This is a genomic window from Bradyrhizobium sp. FW305-F6, assembly GCF_058782905.1.
On the sequence record NZ_JBYSYD010000004.1, the window covers coordinates 40797 to 55748 of the forward strand.

Sequence of the window (14952 nt, forward strand, 5' to 3'; positions counted from 1 at the left end):
GCTAGTCTCCTTGGTCAGGATCGGTCTCGCCGCGCCGCGCGCGTTCGGCGGCAAGGCGATGCTTCTTCGTGTTGGTCGGGGCCGGCTTCTTCTTCGGCTTGGTGTTCTTGGTGATCTTCGCACTGATCTCCGCGTGCGGTGCAGCCGGCGGCTCCAGTCCGAGATCCCTGCGCATCTTGCGCTCCTCGGCCTTGCCGCGGCGCATGGATTCCGCGATCAGTTCGTCGGTGAGTACCAGGCGCGCCTCGCCGATATCCTCCATGGTCAGGAGAACGTCGGCATCGTCGCCCGGCTTGACGTCGTCGCGATGCAGATGCACGCGGTCGCCTTCGACCGGACCGAGCGTGCCGCGGAAGCGCTTGCGCCCCTCATGTGCCACGGCCATCTCGATCTTCACCATATGCCCGGAATAGCGCTCGAAATCGGAACGGCGCACCAGCGGGCGGTCGATGCCCGGCGAGGAGATCTCCAGCCGATAGGCGCGATCGATGGGATCGGCGACGTCGAGCACGGGCGACAGCGCCCGCGAGATCGCCTCGCAATCCTCGATCTGCATCGAGCCGTCCGGTCGCTCGGCCATGATCTGCACGGTGCAGCCGGCTTCCCCGGAAATGCGGATCCGCACCAGCCGATAGCCCATGCCCTGGAGCACGGGGGCTGCGACTGCCGACACCCGTGCCGCGGCGCCCGGCTCGACCACGAGCCGCGGCTCGGCCAGCAACTCGGCATCCGGGGAACCTGAGGTCGGTTCGGTCATGGCAGGGGTCAAGGCGCTCGTTGGTTAGGGCTTGGGTTAAGGCTTGGTTAATCCAAAGCTCGCTTCGGAACTCTCCCGACGACGCGTCGGGCCGCATCCTCCACCGAGCCGCATTCAGGTAATAAAAAAGAGCGGGTCCTTTCGGGCCCACTCTCCTACGCGGATCGTATGAGAAGATGAATTGGCGCTGATATAGCGCTTTCCACCCTCTCGGACAAGGCCCATTGCAGCGGTGACGGCCCTTTTTGCGCCGGCCCGCGGCGCCGCGCAACGCTTCCTTCATCAAGCCGGCCTAGATTCCCGGATTGTGGGGCGGCTTGAACCAAGGGCGCACCCGCGGCGTGCCCCGTTCGAGTTGCGTTTTCATGACCGTTGCCACGTCGCTCATTCCTGGACTGGAGGATATCGTCAAGCGTGGCGATCCCCGGCGCCGTGGCGATATCGCGCGCGCCATTTCCCAGCTGTTCTTCCAGGATGCGGAGAAGCTCCGCCCCGAACTGATCGATCTCTTCGACAATCTCCTGGTCGATCTCGTCCCGCATGCCGAACTGGCGTCGCGAGCCGATCTGGCCGAGCGCTTTTCGCACCTGAACAATGCGCCGCCGCACCTCGTCAATCAGCTCGCGCGCGAAAACGAGATCGCGGTGGCCGGCCCCGTGCTGCGCCGCTCGCCCGTGCTCGACGACGCGGCTCTGGTCGAGATCGCGCGCCTGAAGGGCCAGGGTCATCTGCTGGCGATGACGGAGCGTCCCGCTTTGTCGCCTGTGATCACCGACGTGCTGGTCGAGCGCGGCGATCGCGACGTGGTGCGCCGTGCCGCGGCCAATGCCGGTGCGGCGTTCTCGCCCGGCAGCTATTCCGAGCTGATCAAGCGCGCGGCGCAGGACGGGGTGCTGACGCTGAAGATCGGTCAGCGCAACGACCTTTCCGGCGAGCACCTGAAGCAACTGCTCGACGGTACCCTCGACGTCATCCGCCGCCGCCTCTCCACCGTGGTGAATCCCGCGCGCCAGGCCGAGATCAAGCGTGCGATGGCGGCGATCGACGAGGCCGCGCTGCCGCCCGGCCCGCGCCGCGACTACTCTGCGGCACAGCACACCGTGCTGACATTGCATCGCGGAGGCCATCTCGGCGAGAGCGCGCTGCTCGGCTTCGCCAAGGCGCAGAAATACGAGGAATCGATCGCCGCGCTCTCGGCGCTTTCAGGCGTTCGGCTCCCGGTGCTCGACCGCCTGATTGCGGGCGACCGCTACGATCCGCTTCTGATCCTTGGCCGCGTGCTGAACCTCGGTTGGCCCACGGTGCGCGCGCTCATCCTGCTCTGGTACGGGCCGAACCGCATGCCGGCCGACGCCGACATCGAGGCCGCGCGTCTGAACTTCACGCGCCTGATGCCGGCCACCGCCGAACGCGTCGTGAATTTCTGGCGCAACCGGCAGACGATCTAATCGAAGTTCGCGACTTCGCCGTCATGGCCGCGCAGGCGGGACAAGACCGGGCGTGACGAACGCGGATGGAGTGCACGCGAAATCTACACCCGCCGAAACCGCAGATAAGCCGCCTTGCGCCCCTCGCGCGCGGCCTTCCTTCCATAGCGCGTCATGGTGTAGCCGGGCCATGGCTGCCGGAAATCGTCGGCGCGTTCCGCAAGCCAGACGAAGTCCTGCGAGCGTGCCAGATGAGACAGCGTCCAGGCGCAATAATCGTCGATGTCGCAGACAAAGCGGAATTCACCATTCGGCTTCAGCACGCGCGCCATCGCCGCGATCGTCCGGTCCTGCACGAAGCGCCGCTTCCAGTGCCGCCGCTTCGGCCATGGATCGGGATGAATCAGGTCGATGCGCGACAGCGAGTCCTTGGGCAGCCAGGCCAGGAGCTCGGCGGCATCGCCCGCGAACAGGCGGATGTTGCCGATATTGGCGGCCTCGATCTGCGCGAGGATCTTTGCCATTCCGTTGACATAGGGCTCGCAGCCGATGAAGCCGGTCGTCGGGAAGTTCTGGGCCTCGGCGGCAAGATGCTCACCGCCGCCGAAGCCGATTTCGAGCCTGACATCTTCGGCCGCGGGGTCGAAGATGTCGCGCGCGTCCGCCGGCGCCTCGGCGTCGATGTCGAGCGCAAGATGGGGCAGCAACTGCTCGATCAATCCGGCCTGGTGCTGCCGGAGCTTGTGGCCCTTGCGGCGCCCGAAGAAGGCGCGCTCGCCGTCGTCGCGATCGGGATCTGATTTGCGGTCGCTCATCGCAGTGTCTGGTACAGGCGATGGAGCAGCCGGGCGCGCGGCGCGAGCGAGGAAACGTAGAGCTGCTCATAATGGGTGTGCGCGCCCTTGCCGTCGACGCCGAGCCCGTCGAGAGTCGCGGTGTGCGCGGCCGTGAAATTGCCATCCGAGCCGCCGCCGGTGTGGGTGTCGATCAGCGCGAAGCCGATCTCGCCGGCGAGCGCCTTGCCATGCTCGTACAACGCGGCGCCTGCGCTGCTCTTCTCGTAAGGCGGCCGATTGAGCTCGCCACTGACCTTGACGGTGACGCCGTCGGTCTTCGATGTCAAAGCGAGAATCCTGCCGACGAACTCGTCGGCGTCCTCGAGGCTCATGACGCGCAGATCGACTTCGGCGTAAGCCTCCTCCGGCGTGACGTTGGGACGCGTGCCGCCGCGCACCACGCCGACATTGACGGTGACGCCGCGCGCGTAATCGTTCATCCCTTCCAGGGCCAGGATGACGTTGCCGAGCTCGCGGACGGCGCTGCGGCCGTCTTCGGGCCGCGAGCCGGCATGGGCGGGCACGCCCTTGATGAAGACCTTGAAACGCCCGACGCCCTTGCGTGCGGTGACGATCCTGCCGCCGTCGCGTGCCGGCTCGGTGACCAGCACGTATTTGGCGTTGCGCCCTTCCTTCTCAATCAGCGCACGCGACGTCGGGCTGCCGATCTCCTCGTCCGAGGTGAACAGGTGCGTGATGCCGAGCGGCGAGCGCTCGCCGCCGGCGCAGAGCGCGCCAAAGGCGTGATGGGCGATATAGGCGCCGCCCTTCATGTCGTAGATGCCGGGACCGAACGCGACGTCACCTTCGACCTTGAACGGCAGGCGCTCGATGAAGCCCATGGGATGAACGGTGTCGAGGTGGCTCAGCACCAGGATGCCCGGCCGGTCCTGGCCCCAATTGGTGCGCACGATGAGATGATCGCCGCAGCCATCCACGCCGGCGATGCGCTCGAGCTTGGCAGGCAGGTCGCGGTATTGCTCCGCGACCATGGAGATCAGCTTGTTGACCTGTTCAGGCGCTTCCGTCGGCGTCTCGATCTCCACCCAGCGGCGGATACCATCGAGGATGGTTTGAGAATCGAACCAATTGGAGCTGGCCATCGATGCATCTGTGTCCTTGAATCGTATCATCGAAGCGGACGCGCACTGAAGCGCGCCGCAAATCACGACATAGGCCAGATTTGACGCAGTCTCAAATCGCCGTCGAGAATGGCGCGTCAGCGCTTGTCGGGGCCTTCGCGCGCCGCAATCTGCTCGACGAGGTCGACGATCGAACGGCGCATCTTCGAATCGGTGATTCGCGTGAACGCCTTGGTCAGGGCGAGCCCTTCGGAGGTCGCCAGAAAGTCCGAGACGTAAGAGGGCGAGGCGCCTTCGCTGAAGCCATCCGGTCCTGGCACGCCGCTCGGGCCGCCTTCGAACAGGAACGACACCGGCACCTGCAAAATCTCGGCGATTTGCTGGATGCGGCTCGCGCCCACGCGGTTGGTGCCCTTCTCGTATTTCTGGATCTGTTGGAAAGTCAGGCCCAAAGCTTCACCGAGCTTTTCCTGACTCATGCCCAACATGATGCGGCGCATGCGCACGCGACTGCCGACATATTTGTCAACAGGGTTGGGCGCTTTCGACATTTCCTCAGCCCTCCAAACATCACCTTCGGCGCAATCATCAAGCATGCCTCGGGTGCAACTCGTCAAAATCGAACCCTGTTATTGGGAAACATTGCGGAGAAATTTAGCAACGCAGCGCTGTCTTTCGCAGCGGGTGCAGAATGGGGAGCCCGCGTGCAGTCTGTCAACCGTGGGACTACGGTTGTCAAAGGATTCCGGCTGCGCCCATGAGAGTGATCATGGATGTCGTTTGGCGACGCGGCGGCGGACGGCCACAATCACGGCGAGCGCGACGAGCATGATTGCTGGTACGTCACCCACGCGCGCATAGATCGTCGGCGGGATCGCAGCCGGCAGGTTTGCATCCAAAATGCCTTCGATGCCGAGACCGAGGCTCGCGACCGTGCGTCCGACCGGATCGATCACTGCGGAGATGCCGGTATTGGCCGAGCGGACCAGCGGCAATCCGAGCTCGATCGCGCGCATCCGCGACTGCTCCAGGTGCTGATAGGGGCCGGTCGAGATGCCGAACCAGCCGTCATTGGTGAGGTTCACGATCCAGCCCGGACGTTCGTTGCGTCCGGCCACTTCGCCGGGGAAGATCGCCTCGTAGCAGATCAGCGGCAGTGCCGGCGGCGCGCCCGCGACCGGCAGCGCATGCCGCACGGTACCTGCAATGAAGCCGCCGCGCACACGCGTCAGTTGCTCGAAACCAAGCTTCTCCATCAACGACTGATAGGGCAGAAATTCTCCGAACGGTACCAGGTGCAGCTTGTCGTAGACGGCGAGGACGCTGCCTTCGTGATCGATCACGTAGATCGAATTATAGGCGCGTGTGATCGGCGTGCCGCGCGGCAGGTCGGGCGCGCGGACCGAGCCCGTGATCAGCACGGTGCCCTTCGGCAGCAGATCGGCGATTTGCGCCATCGCGTCGGCTTCGCGGGTCAGGAAGAACGGAAAGGCGGATTCCGGCCAGACCAGGATGGTGGCATCGCGCACGCCGGTCGATTGCGGGCCGGAGGCTCGGTCGGACAGCGCCAAATATTTCTTCATCACCTCCGCCTTGGCGGCGTAGTTGAATTTCGCATCCTGCTGCAGGTTGGGCTGCATAAGGCGCAGCTTGGCGCCCGATATCGTCGTGGTCGGATGCAGCGACAGGCGGATCGCACCGAAGACGCCCATGACGATCAGAAGCCCGATGGCGGCGGCCGGCACGCGCCATTGCAGGCGGCGATCGGGCGTTCGGTCGATCAGCGTCGCGGGGCTTGCGAAGATCGCCACCGTCAGGAACGTCATGCCCCACAGCCCGATCAGCGCCGCCGTCTGCGCCAGCGCCAGCGGCTCCGAGAGCGCATAGCCGAACGCGTTCCAGGGAAACCCTGTCAGCGCATGACCGCGCAGCCATTCGCTGATGGTGAGGCTTGCTGCGAGCGCCAGCACGCGCGTGGCGTTCTTGGTCCAGAGCAGGCGCGCCAGCGCAAAGCCCATTGCCGTGAATATAGACAGATACGCCGGCAGGCCCAGCACGGCGAACGGCGTCAGCCAGGCGAACACGTCGGCGTCGACGAAGAAGGCGTAGCCGATCCAGTAGAGACCCGGGACGAAATAGCCGAGCCCGAACCAGTAGCCGGTCAAAGCGGCGGCGGGGACGCCGCCATGGCGGCCGGCGCCGGCGCCGTCGATCAGCCAGACCAGCACCGGGAAGGTGATGAACAGCACCGGGAAGAGGTTGAATGGCGCCAGCGCCAGCACCGACAACGCCCCGGCCGCCATGGCGATGACGGCGCGCTGCCATACCCAGGCGAGGATGACGGCGAGCGCAATTTGCCGAAGTCGCTGCGATGGGCTCACTGCGGGGCGGTCCCGTCGCCCGGCGGCGGCGTGGGCGTGTCGCCGGCCGGCGATTGTCCGCTGTCCGGCGTGGCTTCGCGGCGCCGGCTCTCGCGCTGGACGCGGGGGGCGGGACGCTCCTTCCGCGTCGAGATGCGCAGCCGCTTGACGCGGCGCGGATCGGCATCGAGCACCTCGACCTCGTAGGTGCCGGGACCCGAGATCACCTCGCCCCGCACCGGCAGGCGCCCGACGAAGCTGACGAGATAGCCGCCCAGCGTCTCCACCTCCTCGCCGGCCTCGCCGGTGAGGAAGTCCTCGCCGATCACCGAGCGGACGTCGTCGAGGCTGGCGCGGGCGTCGGCGATGAAGGCGTTGTCGGGCAGGCGCACGATCGAGGGTGGCTCGTCGCTGTCGTGCTCGTCGTCGATCTCGCCCACGATCTGCTCGACGATGTCCTCGATCGAGACCAGCCCGTCGCTGCCGCCATATTCGTCGACCACCAGCGCCAGATGGATGCGCGAGGCCTGCATCTGCGCGAGCAGGTCGATCGCGCGCATCGAGGGTGGCACGTAGAGCAGCTTGCGGATGATGTGCGCGTCATGAAGCGGCAGCGCGAGATCGACGGCCCGCAGGTCGAGCCCGGCCGGCAGCGGCTTCTTGCGCTTGGTCTTGGTGGCTTGCGACACGCGGGCGCGTGCGGTCATGAAGGCGAGCAGGTCGCGGATGTGGACGATGCCGACGGGATCGTCGAGCGTCTCGTTGTAGACCACGAGGCGGGAATGGCCTGCGCTCTCGAAGCGGTCCATCAATTCGCCGAGCGGGATGTCGCGCTTCACCGCGACGATGTCGGCGCGATGCACCATGACGTCCGCGATCCGGCGCTCGTGCAGGCCGAGGATATTGCGCAGCATGGTGCGCTCGACGGCCGAGAAGCCGGTGTCGTCGGGTGTGGTCGCATCGAGCACGACCTGGAGGTCGTGGCGCACCGAGCCCGCCTTCCAGCCGAACAGCGTGCGGATCGCGCGCAGCAGCCAGCCGTCGGAGCTCGGGCGCATCACCTCGCCTTGCGCCACGACGACGGGCAGATTGCGCGTGTTGCGCGGGTTGTCCTGGATTGGGTCGGATTCAGGCATCTCAGTGCGTCCCCGTGCGGTCGGCATAGGGATCGGGGATGCCGAGATGCGCTAGGATCTGCGTCTCCAGCGCTTCCATCTCCTCGGCGTCGGCGTCGTTCTCGTGATCGTAGCCGATCAGGTGCAGGAAGCCGTGCACGGCGAGATGGCTCAGATGGTGATCGAACGGCTTGTGTTCCTCATCCGCCTCGCGCCGCATGGTCTCGTAGGCGATCGCGATGTCGCCGAGCATGCGCGGCGCATCGCCCGGCTTCCACGCGCCCTCCGGCTGCAGCGCGGGGAACGACAGCACGTTGGTCGGCTTGTCGATGCCGCGCCAGTTGCTGTTGAGGGTGCGGATGCCGGCATCATCGGTCAGCATCACCGCCACTTCCGCGTCGGCAACGTCTTCGTCGACGCTCTCGGCGGCGGCCGCCACCGCGCGCTGGATCACGGCTTCTGAATCGGGCTCGCGCTGCCAGCAATCGGCAACGACGAGGACCTCGGTCATGGGAATATTGGAATGGGACATTGTGCTGTCTCGGACGAAGGACGCCATATTCACGCCCTCGGGGTCCGGTGTTGCCTCGTCAGGATTGACCGGTGGCCGGTCGCTGCGGCGACCCTTCGTAGGCGCCGACGATCCTTGCCACGAGTTCGTGGCGGATCACGTCCTCGGCCTTGAAATGAACCTGGGCGATACCCTCGATGCCGTTCAGGAGCCGGGTCGCTTCGGCGAGGCCCGAGGTCTGGCCGTTGGGCAGGTCGATCTGCGAGGGATCGCCCGTCACGATCATGCGGCTGTTCTCGCCGAGACGCGTCAGGAACATCTTCATCTGCATCGACGTGGTGTTCTGGGCCTCGTCCAGGATGATGGCGGCATTGGTCAGTGTACGGCCGCGCATGAACGCGAGTGGCGCGATCTCGATCTCGCCGCTCTGCAGCGCACGCTCGACGATGCGCGCATCCATGAGATCGTAGAGCGCGTCGTAGATCGGCCGCAGATAAGGATCCACCTTCTCGCGGAGGTCGCCGGGCAGGAAACCGAGTCGCTCGCCGGCTTCTACCGCCGGACGCGACAGGATGATGCGATCGACCTCCTTGCGCTCGAACAGCTGGGCGGCGTGGGCGACGGCAAGCCAGGTCTTTCCGGTGCCGGCCGGGCCGACGCCGAACACCAGCTCGTGGCGTTTCAGCGCGCGGATGTAGGAATCCTGCGCGGCGGTGCGCGCGCGCACCGGGCGCTTGCGCAAGTTGATGCTGTCGAAGGCCGTCTTGGGCGATTTGGCATCGAACTCGAACAGCGAGCCTTGCGCGATGACGGCGCGGATCGCGCCTTCGACCTCGCCCTGGTCGAGATCCTGCCCCTTCACGGCCTGACCGTAGAGCATCTCAAGCACGCGGCGCGCGGCGTCGCAGCCGTCGCGCGAGCCGCCGATCGTGATGTGGTTGCCTTTGGAGTCCACGACCACGCCGAGCCGCCGCTCGATCTGCGCCAGATGCTGGCCGTAGGGGCCGACCAGTGCGGAGGCGGCGCGGTTGTCGTCGAAGTCGATGACGACCTGGGTCTCGGGCGGAGCTTGCATGTCGCGGTCAAATTTGCGGCTGGGAGCGAACGAAGACGAATCCGATGCGCTTTTTGGCAAGGGTTCAGGCTCCACTGGCTTGCGATAAAGCGGGCTCGCGCGCGCTGCGCGCCGTCACGAGCTCGCCGAGAAAACTGTACCGCTCGAGGCTGTCGATGCGGACCGGCAGGATCTGTCCGATAATGTCGGGCGAGGCCATGACATGGGCCGGCTGGAGGTACGCGGTGCGGCCGACGATCTGGCCCTCCTTGCGGGCCGGACGCTCGAACAACACGTCGACCGTTGAGCCAATCGCAGCCTTGTTGAAGGCCGATTGCTGGCTGTCGATCAGTTCCTGGAGCCGCTCCAATCGCTGGTCCATGTCGGCGGGGGACACCGTCTCCTGCATGTCCGCGGCCGGCGTTCCCGGCCGGGCGGAGTATTTGAACGAATACGCCGCAGCGTAGCCGATTTGCGTGACAAGCGCGAGGGTGGCGAGAAAATCTTGCTCGCTTTCGCCGGGGAAGCCGACGATGAAATCTGATGAAAAAGCAATGTCTTGGCGGGCGGCGCGGAAACGCTCGACGACCCGCCGGTAGTCATCGGCGGTATGTTTGCGGTTCATGGCGGCCAGAATCCGGTCCGAGCCCGACTGCACCGGCAGGTGCACGAACGGCATCAGGGCACCGAGATCGCGATGGGCGGCAATCAGGCTATCGTCGACGTCGCGGGGATGGCTGGTCGAATAGCGCAGCCTGGCGATGCCCGGGATCGCCGCCAGATGTTCGAGCAGCCTGCCGAGCGGCCAGGTTTTTCCGTCCGGTCCCTCGCCGTGATAGGCGTTGACGTTCTGCCCGATCAGCGTCAGCTCGCGCACGCCATTGTCGGCGAGGCGCTTCACGTCATCGACGATCTTCGCCACCGGGCGCGAGACTTCCGAGCCCCGCGTGTAGGGTACGACGCAGAAGGTGCAGAACTTGTCGCAGCCTTCCTGCACTGTGACGAAGGCGGAAATGCCGCGCGCGCGGATCGCGTCGGGCTTGGGTTGGGCCAAGAAGCCGAACTTGTCCTCGGCCGGGAACTCAGTCTCGATCGCGCGGCCTTCGCTGCCGGCGCGCTTCAGCAGCTCCGGCAGATGATGATAGCTCTGCGGCCCGACCACGACGTCGACCGCGGGCGCCCGCCGCACGATCTCCTCGCCCTCGGCCTGTGCCACGCAGCCGGCCACCGCGATCTGCATCGTGCGGCCCCCACGCGCGGCCTCGTCCTTGGCGACGCGAAGGCGGCCGAGTTCGGAATAGACCTTTTCCGAAGCCTTCTCGCGGATATGGCAGGTGTTGAGGATGACGAGGTCGGCATCCTCTGCGCTATCAGTCTCCACGAATCCTTCAGGCGCCAGCGTATCCACCATGCGCTGGGCATCGTAGACGTTCATCTGGCAGCCAAATGATTTGATGTGCAGCTTGCGCGGCGGCGTCATGGAACCCGAAATGGCGTGGAGGACGGCCTTCACATAGAGGTTGGAGAGCCGAAAATCCAGCGAATGGACCATCTTCGCCCGTCATTCCGGGGCGCGACGCCGTCGCGAACCCGGAATCTCGCCCCAGAATCTCGGGATTCCGGGTTCACGCGCGCTGCGCATGCCCGGAATGACGCCAAGTGGCCGAAATCAGCCCGCCAGGGTCTTCGCTCCCGCCTTCAGAACCAACTCCGGCAATTGCCGCATATCGTCGAATGTCAGGTTGGCACCTGCGGCGCGCAACCGTTCGGCGTGGCCCGGCGGGCAGTGGCCGCCGCCGTGAAAGCCGAGCACGGTCATCCCGGCGGCTTGCGCGCCTGTGACCCCGGGGACGCTGTCCTCGATCACGAGACACCGCTCGGGTGCGACCTTCATCTGCGCGGCGGCGAACAGGAACAGATCGGGCGCTGGCTTGCCGCGTGCGACCTGGCTCGCGGAAAAGATGTTCGGGGCAAGCAGATCGTAGAGCCCGGCGCAGGTCAGACCATGGTGGATCTTGTCCGGCGTGCCGCTCGACGCAACGCATTTGGGCAGGTCGATCGCGGCGATCGCTGCCGCGACGTGGATAATCGGCTGTAGATCGCTGGCGTAGGATTGCAGCGTGGCCGCATTGATCTGCTGCTCGAGATCGTCGGGAAGACTACGGCCGATTTCCTGCTCGACCATCCGCCGCGCATCCTTCTCGGACACGCCGAGGAACCGGACCAGCACCTGCTCCGACGTGATCGGATATCCGTGGCGCGTCAGCACGTCCGCATGCGCACGGCAGGAGATCACCTCGCTGTCCACGAGCACGCCGTCGCAATCGAAGATGATGAGGTCGATGGGCATCAGAGCCTTACTTGGTCGGGCACTCTGGTGCCGCGCGGGTGGTACCACCTCTCCCATAGGGAGAGGTCGGCGCGAAGCGCCGGGTGAGGGGTTACGGTCTGTCGTAGTAGCAGCGCTCCCTCACCCGATTTGCACCGGACGATGCTTCGCATCGCCGGGAGCAAATCGACCTCTCCCCGTTGGGGAGAGGTGAAGAAAGATCGCCGAAAGAACTGTGCATCAATTCGTCGGCTTGTCGTCGTCGAGCGGTACGCAATAGAGCTCGAGCCGGTGATCGACCAGCTTGTAGCCGAGCTTGCGCGCAATCTCCGCCTGGAGCTTCTCGATCTCCTCGGAGGTAAACTCGATCACCTTGCCGTCGCGCAGATTGATGAGATGGTCGTGATGGCTGTCGCGCATCGTCTCGTAGCGCGCGCGGCCCTCGCGGAAATCGTGGCGCTCGATGATGCCGGCATCCTCGAACAATTTCACGGTGCGATAGACGGTCGAGATCGAAATCTTGTCGTCGACCGCGGCGCAGCGCCGGTACAGTTCTTCGACATCGGGATGATCGGCCGACTCCGCGAGCACGCGGGCGATGACGCGGCGTTGCTCTGTCATGCGCATGCCAGTGGCGGCACAGCGCGCCTCGATGCCGGACGCCTTGGATGCGGAAGAAGGTTTCAATGCGGTCATAGGGTGTCTGCCTGGCGGAGGCGCTTTCTGGCACCAATGTTACGACAAGTCACGTCGCATCAGAAGGGCGTTCAATTGTTCCCCGTTCGGCTGCTTATAGTAGCGTTCGCGGCGCCCGACCACCGTGAATCCGGCCCGGTCGTAGAGCCGGCGCGCCGGCTGGTTGTTTTCCTCCACTTCGAGAAATATCGTGCGCACACCGCGCCCCGCGAGGTGGCCGAGATGGGTCATCAGCAGCGTACGGGAGAGGCCGCGGCCGCGATAGGCTGCGTCCACCGCAATCGAGAGAATTTCCGCTTCGTCCGCGCCGATTCGGGACACCGCAAAGCCGACCGTCTTGCTGCCGAGACGCAAGCGCTGCACCAGCGTGTTGCGCTCGCTCATCATGTCCTCGAATTCGCCTTCGCCCCAGCCGCGCGCGAAGGAGGCGCCGTGCAGCTGTGCGAGCCGCGCGGCGTCGCGCGAGGTCGCAGGCTCGACGACGGGGCTGCCGCCGCGCCACCACTCCGCCAACCATCGCATCATGAGCTTGCGGCTTGCGCGAGCGGCGGAGTTGCGGCCGGCTTTGCGTCTGGCGCCTTCAGATAGAATGGCCGCGCCGGCGTGGCGCCGGGATCGGCCGCGGCGCCGAGCCAGGCGACCCAGCCGATGTCGGGCGCGGGCTGCGCATCGACCGCAACAGGTTGCACACCATTCTCAGGCCAGCGATCGGCGAGGATCCCGGCCGCATTGCCGACGAGATGCGGCGCGCCGAATTGCGAGGCCGCGATCGCCTCGTCGATGGGGGCGACACAAGGCCGCACCAACTGGCTGCCGTCGCCGGCGACGATCTGGAAATAGACGTGATCGTGCCGCGCATCGATTGCAGAGATCACCGGCGCCGGCTTGTTCTGGCTGACGACGGCCGCGGCATAGGCCGACAGCGTCGTCAGCCCGACCGCCGGCCGTTTCGCCGCAAGCGCAAGGCCCCGCGCCGCCGAGATGCCGACGCGCAGGCCGGTAAAGCTGCCGGGCCCGACGGTTACGGCGATGCGGTCGAGCGAGGTGAAGGCGAGATCGGCCGATTGCATCACGCGCGCGATCATCGGCATCAGTGCCTCGGCATGACCGCGCTTCATCAGCAGCGATTCCTGAGCGAGAAACTCGCCGGCATCAGTGTCCAGCACGGCGGCCGCGCAGGCGTCGAGCGCAGTATCGATGGCAAGGATCAGCATGGAAAAGCGAATGGCGAGTTGCGAATGGCGAGCAGTCTAGCGAACCAGGCGCCTGTCCGCCATTCATCACGCACGCAGCCCCCCATATTACCCTGCGCAACCGTCATTCCGGGGCGGTCTGTAGACCGAACCCGGAATCTCGAGATTCCGGGTCTGGTGCTGACGCACCATCCCGGAATGACGACTTCCTCGTCACATCGGCCGGACTTCGACCACGTCGGGCACGAAATGCTTCAGGAGGTTCTGGATGCCATGCTGCAGCGTCGCGGTCGATGACGGGCAGCCGGCGCATGAGCCCTTCATGTTGAGATAGACAATGCCGTCCTTGAAGCCGCGGAAGGTGATGTCGCCGCCGTCATTGGCGACAGCCGGCCGCACCCGGGTCTCGATCAGGTCCTTGATCATGTCCACCGTCTCGGCGTCGGACTCGTCGAAGAACTCGTCCTCGTCGTCGAGATCGCCATCGCCTTGCGCGGTGCCGTCGGCGAGCAGCGGCGCGCCGGACATATAGTGCTCCATGATCGCGCCGAGGATCGCGGGCTTGAGCTGCTGCCATTCACCGCTCGCTTTCGTCACGGTGATGAAGTCCGATCCGTAGAACACGCCGGTGACACCGGGCACATCAAATAGCTTTTCGGCCAGCGGCGAGCGCGCCGCCGATTCGCGGCTGGCAAATTCCATCGGGCTGCCGTCGACCACGACGCGGCCGGGAATGAACTTCAGCGTGGCGGGATTGGGGGTGGCTTCGGTTTGAATGAACATGGTTTTCTCCAGACGTCGCCGGTTCAAGGCCGGCGCGTGCTCTATCCCCTAGCAGATGGCGACGGGGAACGCACGGTCAAGGGGAGGGATCGACGTTTGACTGTAATTTCAGTGGGTTAAGGCGCGCAATCTTCTCTCTCCGTCATGGCCGGGCTTGTCCCGGCCACCCACGCCTTGCTTCGTCGTGCCAAGAACGTGGATGCCCGGGACAAGCCCGGGCATGACGAGTAACCCACCGGCAGAACAACGGCCTACGACAGCGAATCCACGCTTTCGTCGCTCAGCGCGCCCGAGATGATAGTCACCGGTATCGGAAACGTGCCCAGCTCTTGCGCGAGCAGCGCGACCAGCGGTCCCGGTCCTTCCGCGCCGGGATTGGCCGCGAGCACCAGCATGGCGATATCAGGGTCCTCGTCTATCACTGCGAACAGCTGTTCCATCGGTGCGCCCTCGCGGATCACCCGCTCCGGCGTGATCGCGGCGATGCCGTTGGCGCGGCCGGCGGCACGGTCGAGCGCGGCTTCGGCGGCCTCCTGCGCCTCGGCGCGCATGATGTCGGCGACGCCCAGCCATTCCTGGCTCTGCTGCTCCGGCTCGATGATGCGCAGCATCACGACGCCGCCGCCGGCGCGGATCGCCCAGCGGCTGGCATAATAGACGGCGCGATCCCATTCGGCGGTGTCATCGACGATGACGAGGCATTTGGGCTTGTGGCCCGGCTCGTAGCAAAGTCGCTTGCTGGTCATGCATGTCCCGGAATGTGCATGGCGACCATGCTGCCACACTCCCGCGATGTTTGGGAGAGGCGA

Annotated in this window: 16 protein-coding genes; 1 reads left to right on the top strand and 15 read right to left on the bottom strand. The window is 65.6% G+C overall.

Annotated elements, in window-relative coordinates; all coding sequences use genetic code 11:
• Position 1: 1 nt before the first annotated feature.
• The gene (gene rimP / locus AC3WLX_RS24730) at positions 2 to 757 is read right to left on the bottom strand and encodes a ribosome maturation factor RimP (RefSeq protein ID WP_492337950.1); all 756 of its coding nucleotides are present in this window, start codon (positions 755 to 757) and stop codon (positions 2 to 4) included.
• 365 nt (positions 758 to 1122) lie between these two features.
• Between rimP and AC3WLX_RS24735 the strand changes: the two genes are divergently transcribed.
• A complete protein-coding gene (locus AC3WLX_RS24735; RefSeq protein ID WP_291628774.1) occupies positions 1123 to 2205 on the top strand; it encodes a DUF2336 domain-containing protein in 1083 nt (360 codons plus the stop codon).
• Positions 2206 to 2288: 83 nt separating this feature from the next.
• Here AC3WLX_RS24735 and trmB read toward each other — a convergent pair whose 3' ends face one another.
• The 14 genes from trmB to AC3WLX_RS24805 all read right to left on the bottom strand — a co-directional run bounded on the left by trmB (position 2289) and on the right by AC3WLX_RS24805 (position 14889).
• Positions 2289 to 2999: a tRNA (guanosine(46)-N7)-methyltransferase TrmB gene (gene trmB / locus AC3WLX_RS24740; protein WP_291628775.1), complete on the bottom strand. Its 711-nt coding sequence runs from the start codon at positions 2997 to 2999 to the stop codon at positions 2289 to 2291.
• Positions 2996 to 4153 carry a M20 family metallopeptidase gene (locus AC3WLX_RS24745; protein WP_492337951.1) on the bottom strand — a complete coding sequence of 386 codons (1158 nt, stop codon included), beginning with the start codon at positions 4151 to 4153 and terminating at the stop codon, positions 2996 to 2998. Before AC3WLX_RS24745 ends, trmB begins: the two co-directional genes overlap by 4 nt.
• An 86-nt stretch (positions 4154 to 4239) precedes the next feature.
• Positions 4240 to 4653, bottom strand: a complete 414-nt coding sequence (locus AC3WLX_RS24750; protein ID WP_018319423.1) for a helix-turn-helix domain-containing protein — start codon at positions 4651 to 4653, stop codon at positions 4240 to 4242.
• A 216-nt stretch (positions 4654 to 4869) separates the two neighbouring features.
• Entirely contained in the window at positions 4870 to 6483 is a 1614-nt protein-coding gene (gene lnt / locus AC3WLX_RS24755) for an apolipoprotein N-acyltransferase (RefSeq protein WP_492337952.1), read from the bottom strand.
• Entirely contained in the window at positions 6480 to 7598 is a 1119-nt protein-coding gene (locus AC3WLX_RS24760; protein WP_492337953.1) for a hemolysin family protein, read from the bottom strand. Before AC3WLX_RS24760 ends, lnt begins: the two co-directional genes overlap by 4 nt.
• A gap of 1 nt (position 7599) precedes the next feature.
• Complete coding sequence (gene ybeY, locus AC3WLX_RS24765) at positions 7600 to 8109, bottom strand: rRNA maturation RNase YbeY (RefSeq protein ID WP_492337954.1); 510 nt, start codon at positions 8107 to 8109, stop codon at positions 7600 to 7602.
• Positions 8110 to 8167: 58 nt separating this feature from the next.
• The gene (locus tag AC3WLX_RS24770) at positions 8168 to 9163 is read right to left on the bottom strand and encodes a PhoH family protein (protein WP_291630156.1); all 996 of its coding nucleotides are present in this window, start codon (positions 9161 to 9163) and stop codon (positions 8168 to 8170) included.
• Positions 9164 to 9227: 64 nt separating this feature from the next.
• Entirely contained in the window at positions 9228 to 10622 is a 1395-nt protein-coding gene (miaB, locus tag AC3WLX_RS24775) for a tRNA (N6-isopentenyl adenosine(37)-C2)-methylthiotransferase MiaB (RefSeq protein WP_492338403.1), read from the bottom strand.
• Positions 10623 to 10811: 189 nt separating this feature from the next.
• A complete protein-coding gene (locus AC3WLX_RS24780; RefSeq protein WP_492337955.1) occupies positions 10812 to 11492 on the bottom strand; it encodes an HAD family hydrolase in 681 nt (226 codons plus the stop codon).
• Positions 11493 to 11711: 219 nt separating this feature from the next.
• Positions 11712 to 12167 (bottom strand): Fur family transcriptional regulator, encoded by a 456-nt coding sequence (locus tag AC3WLX_RS24785; protein ID WP_492337956.1) that lies wholly within the window; start codon positions 12165 to 12167, stop codon positions 11712 to 11714.
• A gap of 39 nt (positions 12168 to 12206) precedes the next feature.
• Entirely contained in the window at positions 12207 to 12692 is a 486-nt protein-coding gene (rimI, locus tag AC3WLX_RS24790; RefSeq protein ID WP_492337957.1) for a ribosomal protein S18-alanine N-acetyltransferase, read from the bottom strand.
• Positions 12689 to 13381, bottom strand: a complete 693-nt coding sequence (tsaB, locus tag AC3WLX_RS24795) for a tRNA (adenosine(37)-N6)-threonylcarbamoyltransferase complex dimerization subunit type 1 TsaB (RefSeq protein ID WP_492337958.1) — start codon at positions 13379 to 13381, stop codon at positions 12689 to 12691. Before tsaB ends, rimI begins: the two co-directional genes overlap by 4 nt.
• Positions 13382 to 13573: 192 nt before the next feature.
• Entirely contained in the window at positions 13574 to 14143 is a 570-nt protein-coding gene (locus AC3WLX_RS24800) for a NifU family protein (RefSeq protein WP_492337959.1), read from the bottom strand.
• A 251-nt stretch (positions 14144 to 14394) separates the two neighbouring features.
• On the bottom strand, positions 14395 to 14889 hold the full coding sequence (locus AC3WLX_RS24805) for a universal stress protein (protein WP_492337960.1): 495 nt from the start codon (positions 14887 to 14889) through the stop codon (positions 14395 to 14397).
• Positions 14890 to 14952 lie beyond the last annotated feature (63 nt).

Bases quoted from the DNA above. Each gene is read 5' to 3' on its own strand.
- rimP (WP_492337950.1), bottom strand. From the start codon at position 757: ATGACCGAACCGACCTCAGGTTCCCCGGATGCCGAGTTGCTGGCCGAG.
- AC3WLX_RS24735 (WP_291628774.1), top strand. From the start codon at position 1,123: ATGACCGTTGCCACGTCGCTCATTCCTGGACTGGAGGATATCGTCAAG.
- trmB (WP_291628775.1), bottom strand. From the start codon at position 2,999: ATGAGCGACCGCAAATCAGATCCCGATCGCGACGACGGCGAGCGCGCC.
- AC3WLX_RS24745 (WP_492337951.1), bottom strand. From the start codon at position 4,153: ATGATACGATTCAAGGACACAGATGCATCGATGGCCAGCTCCAATTGG.
- AC3WLX_RS24750 (WP_018319423.1), bottom strand. From the start codon at position 4,653: ATGTCGAAAGCGCCCAACCCTGTTGACAAATATGTCGGCAGTCGCGTG.
- AC3WLX_RS24760 (WP_492337953.1), bottom strand. From the start codon at position 7,598: ATGCCTGAATCCGACCCAATCCAGGACAACCCGCGCAACACGCGCAAT.
- ybeY (WP_492337954.1), bottom strand. From the start codon at position 8,109: ATGTCCCATTCCAATATTCCCATGACCGAGGTCCTCGTCGTTGCCGAT.
- AC3WLX_RS24770 (WP_291630156.1), bottom strand. From the start codon at position 9,163: ATGCAAGCTCCGCCCGAGACCCAGGTCGTCATCGACTTCGACGACAAC.
- miaB (WP_492338403.1), bottom strand. From the start codon at position 10,622: ATGACGCCGCCGCGCAAGCTGCACATCAAATCATTTGGCTGCCAGATG.
- AC3WLX_RS24780 (WP_492337955.1), bottom strand. From the start codon at position 11,492: ATGCCCATCGACCTCATCATCTTCGATTGCGACGGCGTGCTCGTGGAC.
- AC3WLX_RS24785 (WP_492337956.1), bottom strand. From the start codon at position 12,167: ATGACCGCATTGAAACCTTCTTCCGCATCCAAGGCGTCCGGCATCGAG.
- rimI (WP_492337957.1), bottom strand. From the start codon at position 12,692: ATGATGCGATGGTTGGCGGAGTGGTGGCGCGGCGGCAGCCCCGTCGTC.
- tsaB (WP_492337958.1), bottom strand. From the start codon at position 13,381: ATGCTGATCCTTGCCATCGATACTGCGCTCGACGCCTGCGCGGCCGCC.
- AC3WLX_RS24800 (WP_492337959.1), bottom strand. From the start codon at position 14,143: ATGTTCATTCAAACCGAAGCCACCCCCAATCCCGCCACGCTGAAGTTC.
- AC3WLX_RS24805 (WP_492337960.1), bottom strand. From the start codon at position 14,889: ATGACCAGCAAGCGACTTTGCTACGAGCCGGGCCACAAGCCCAAATGC.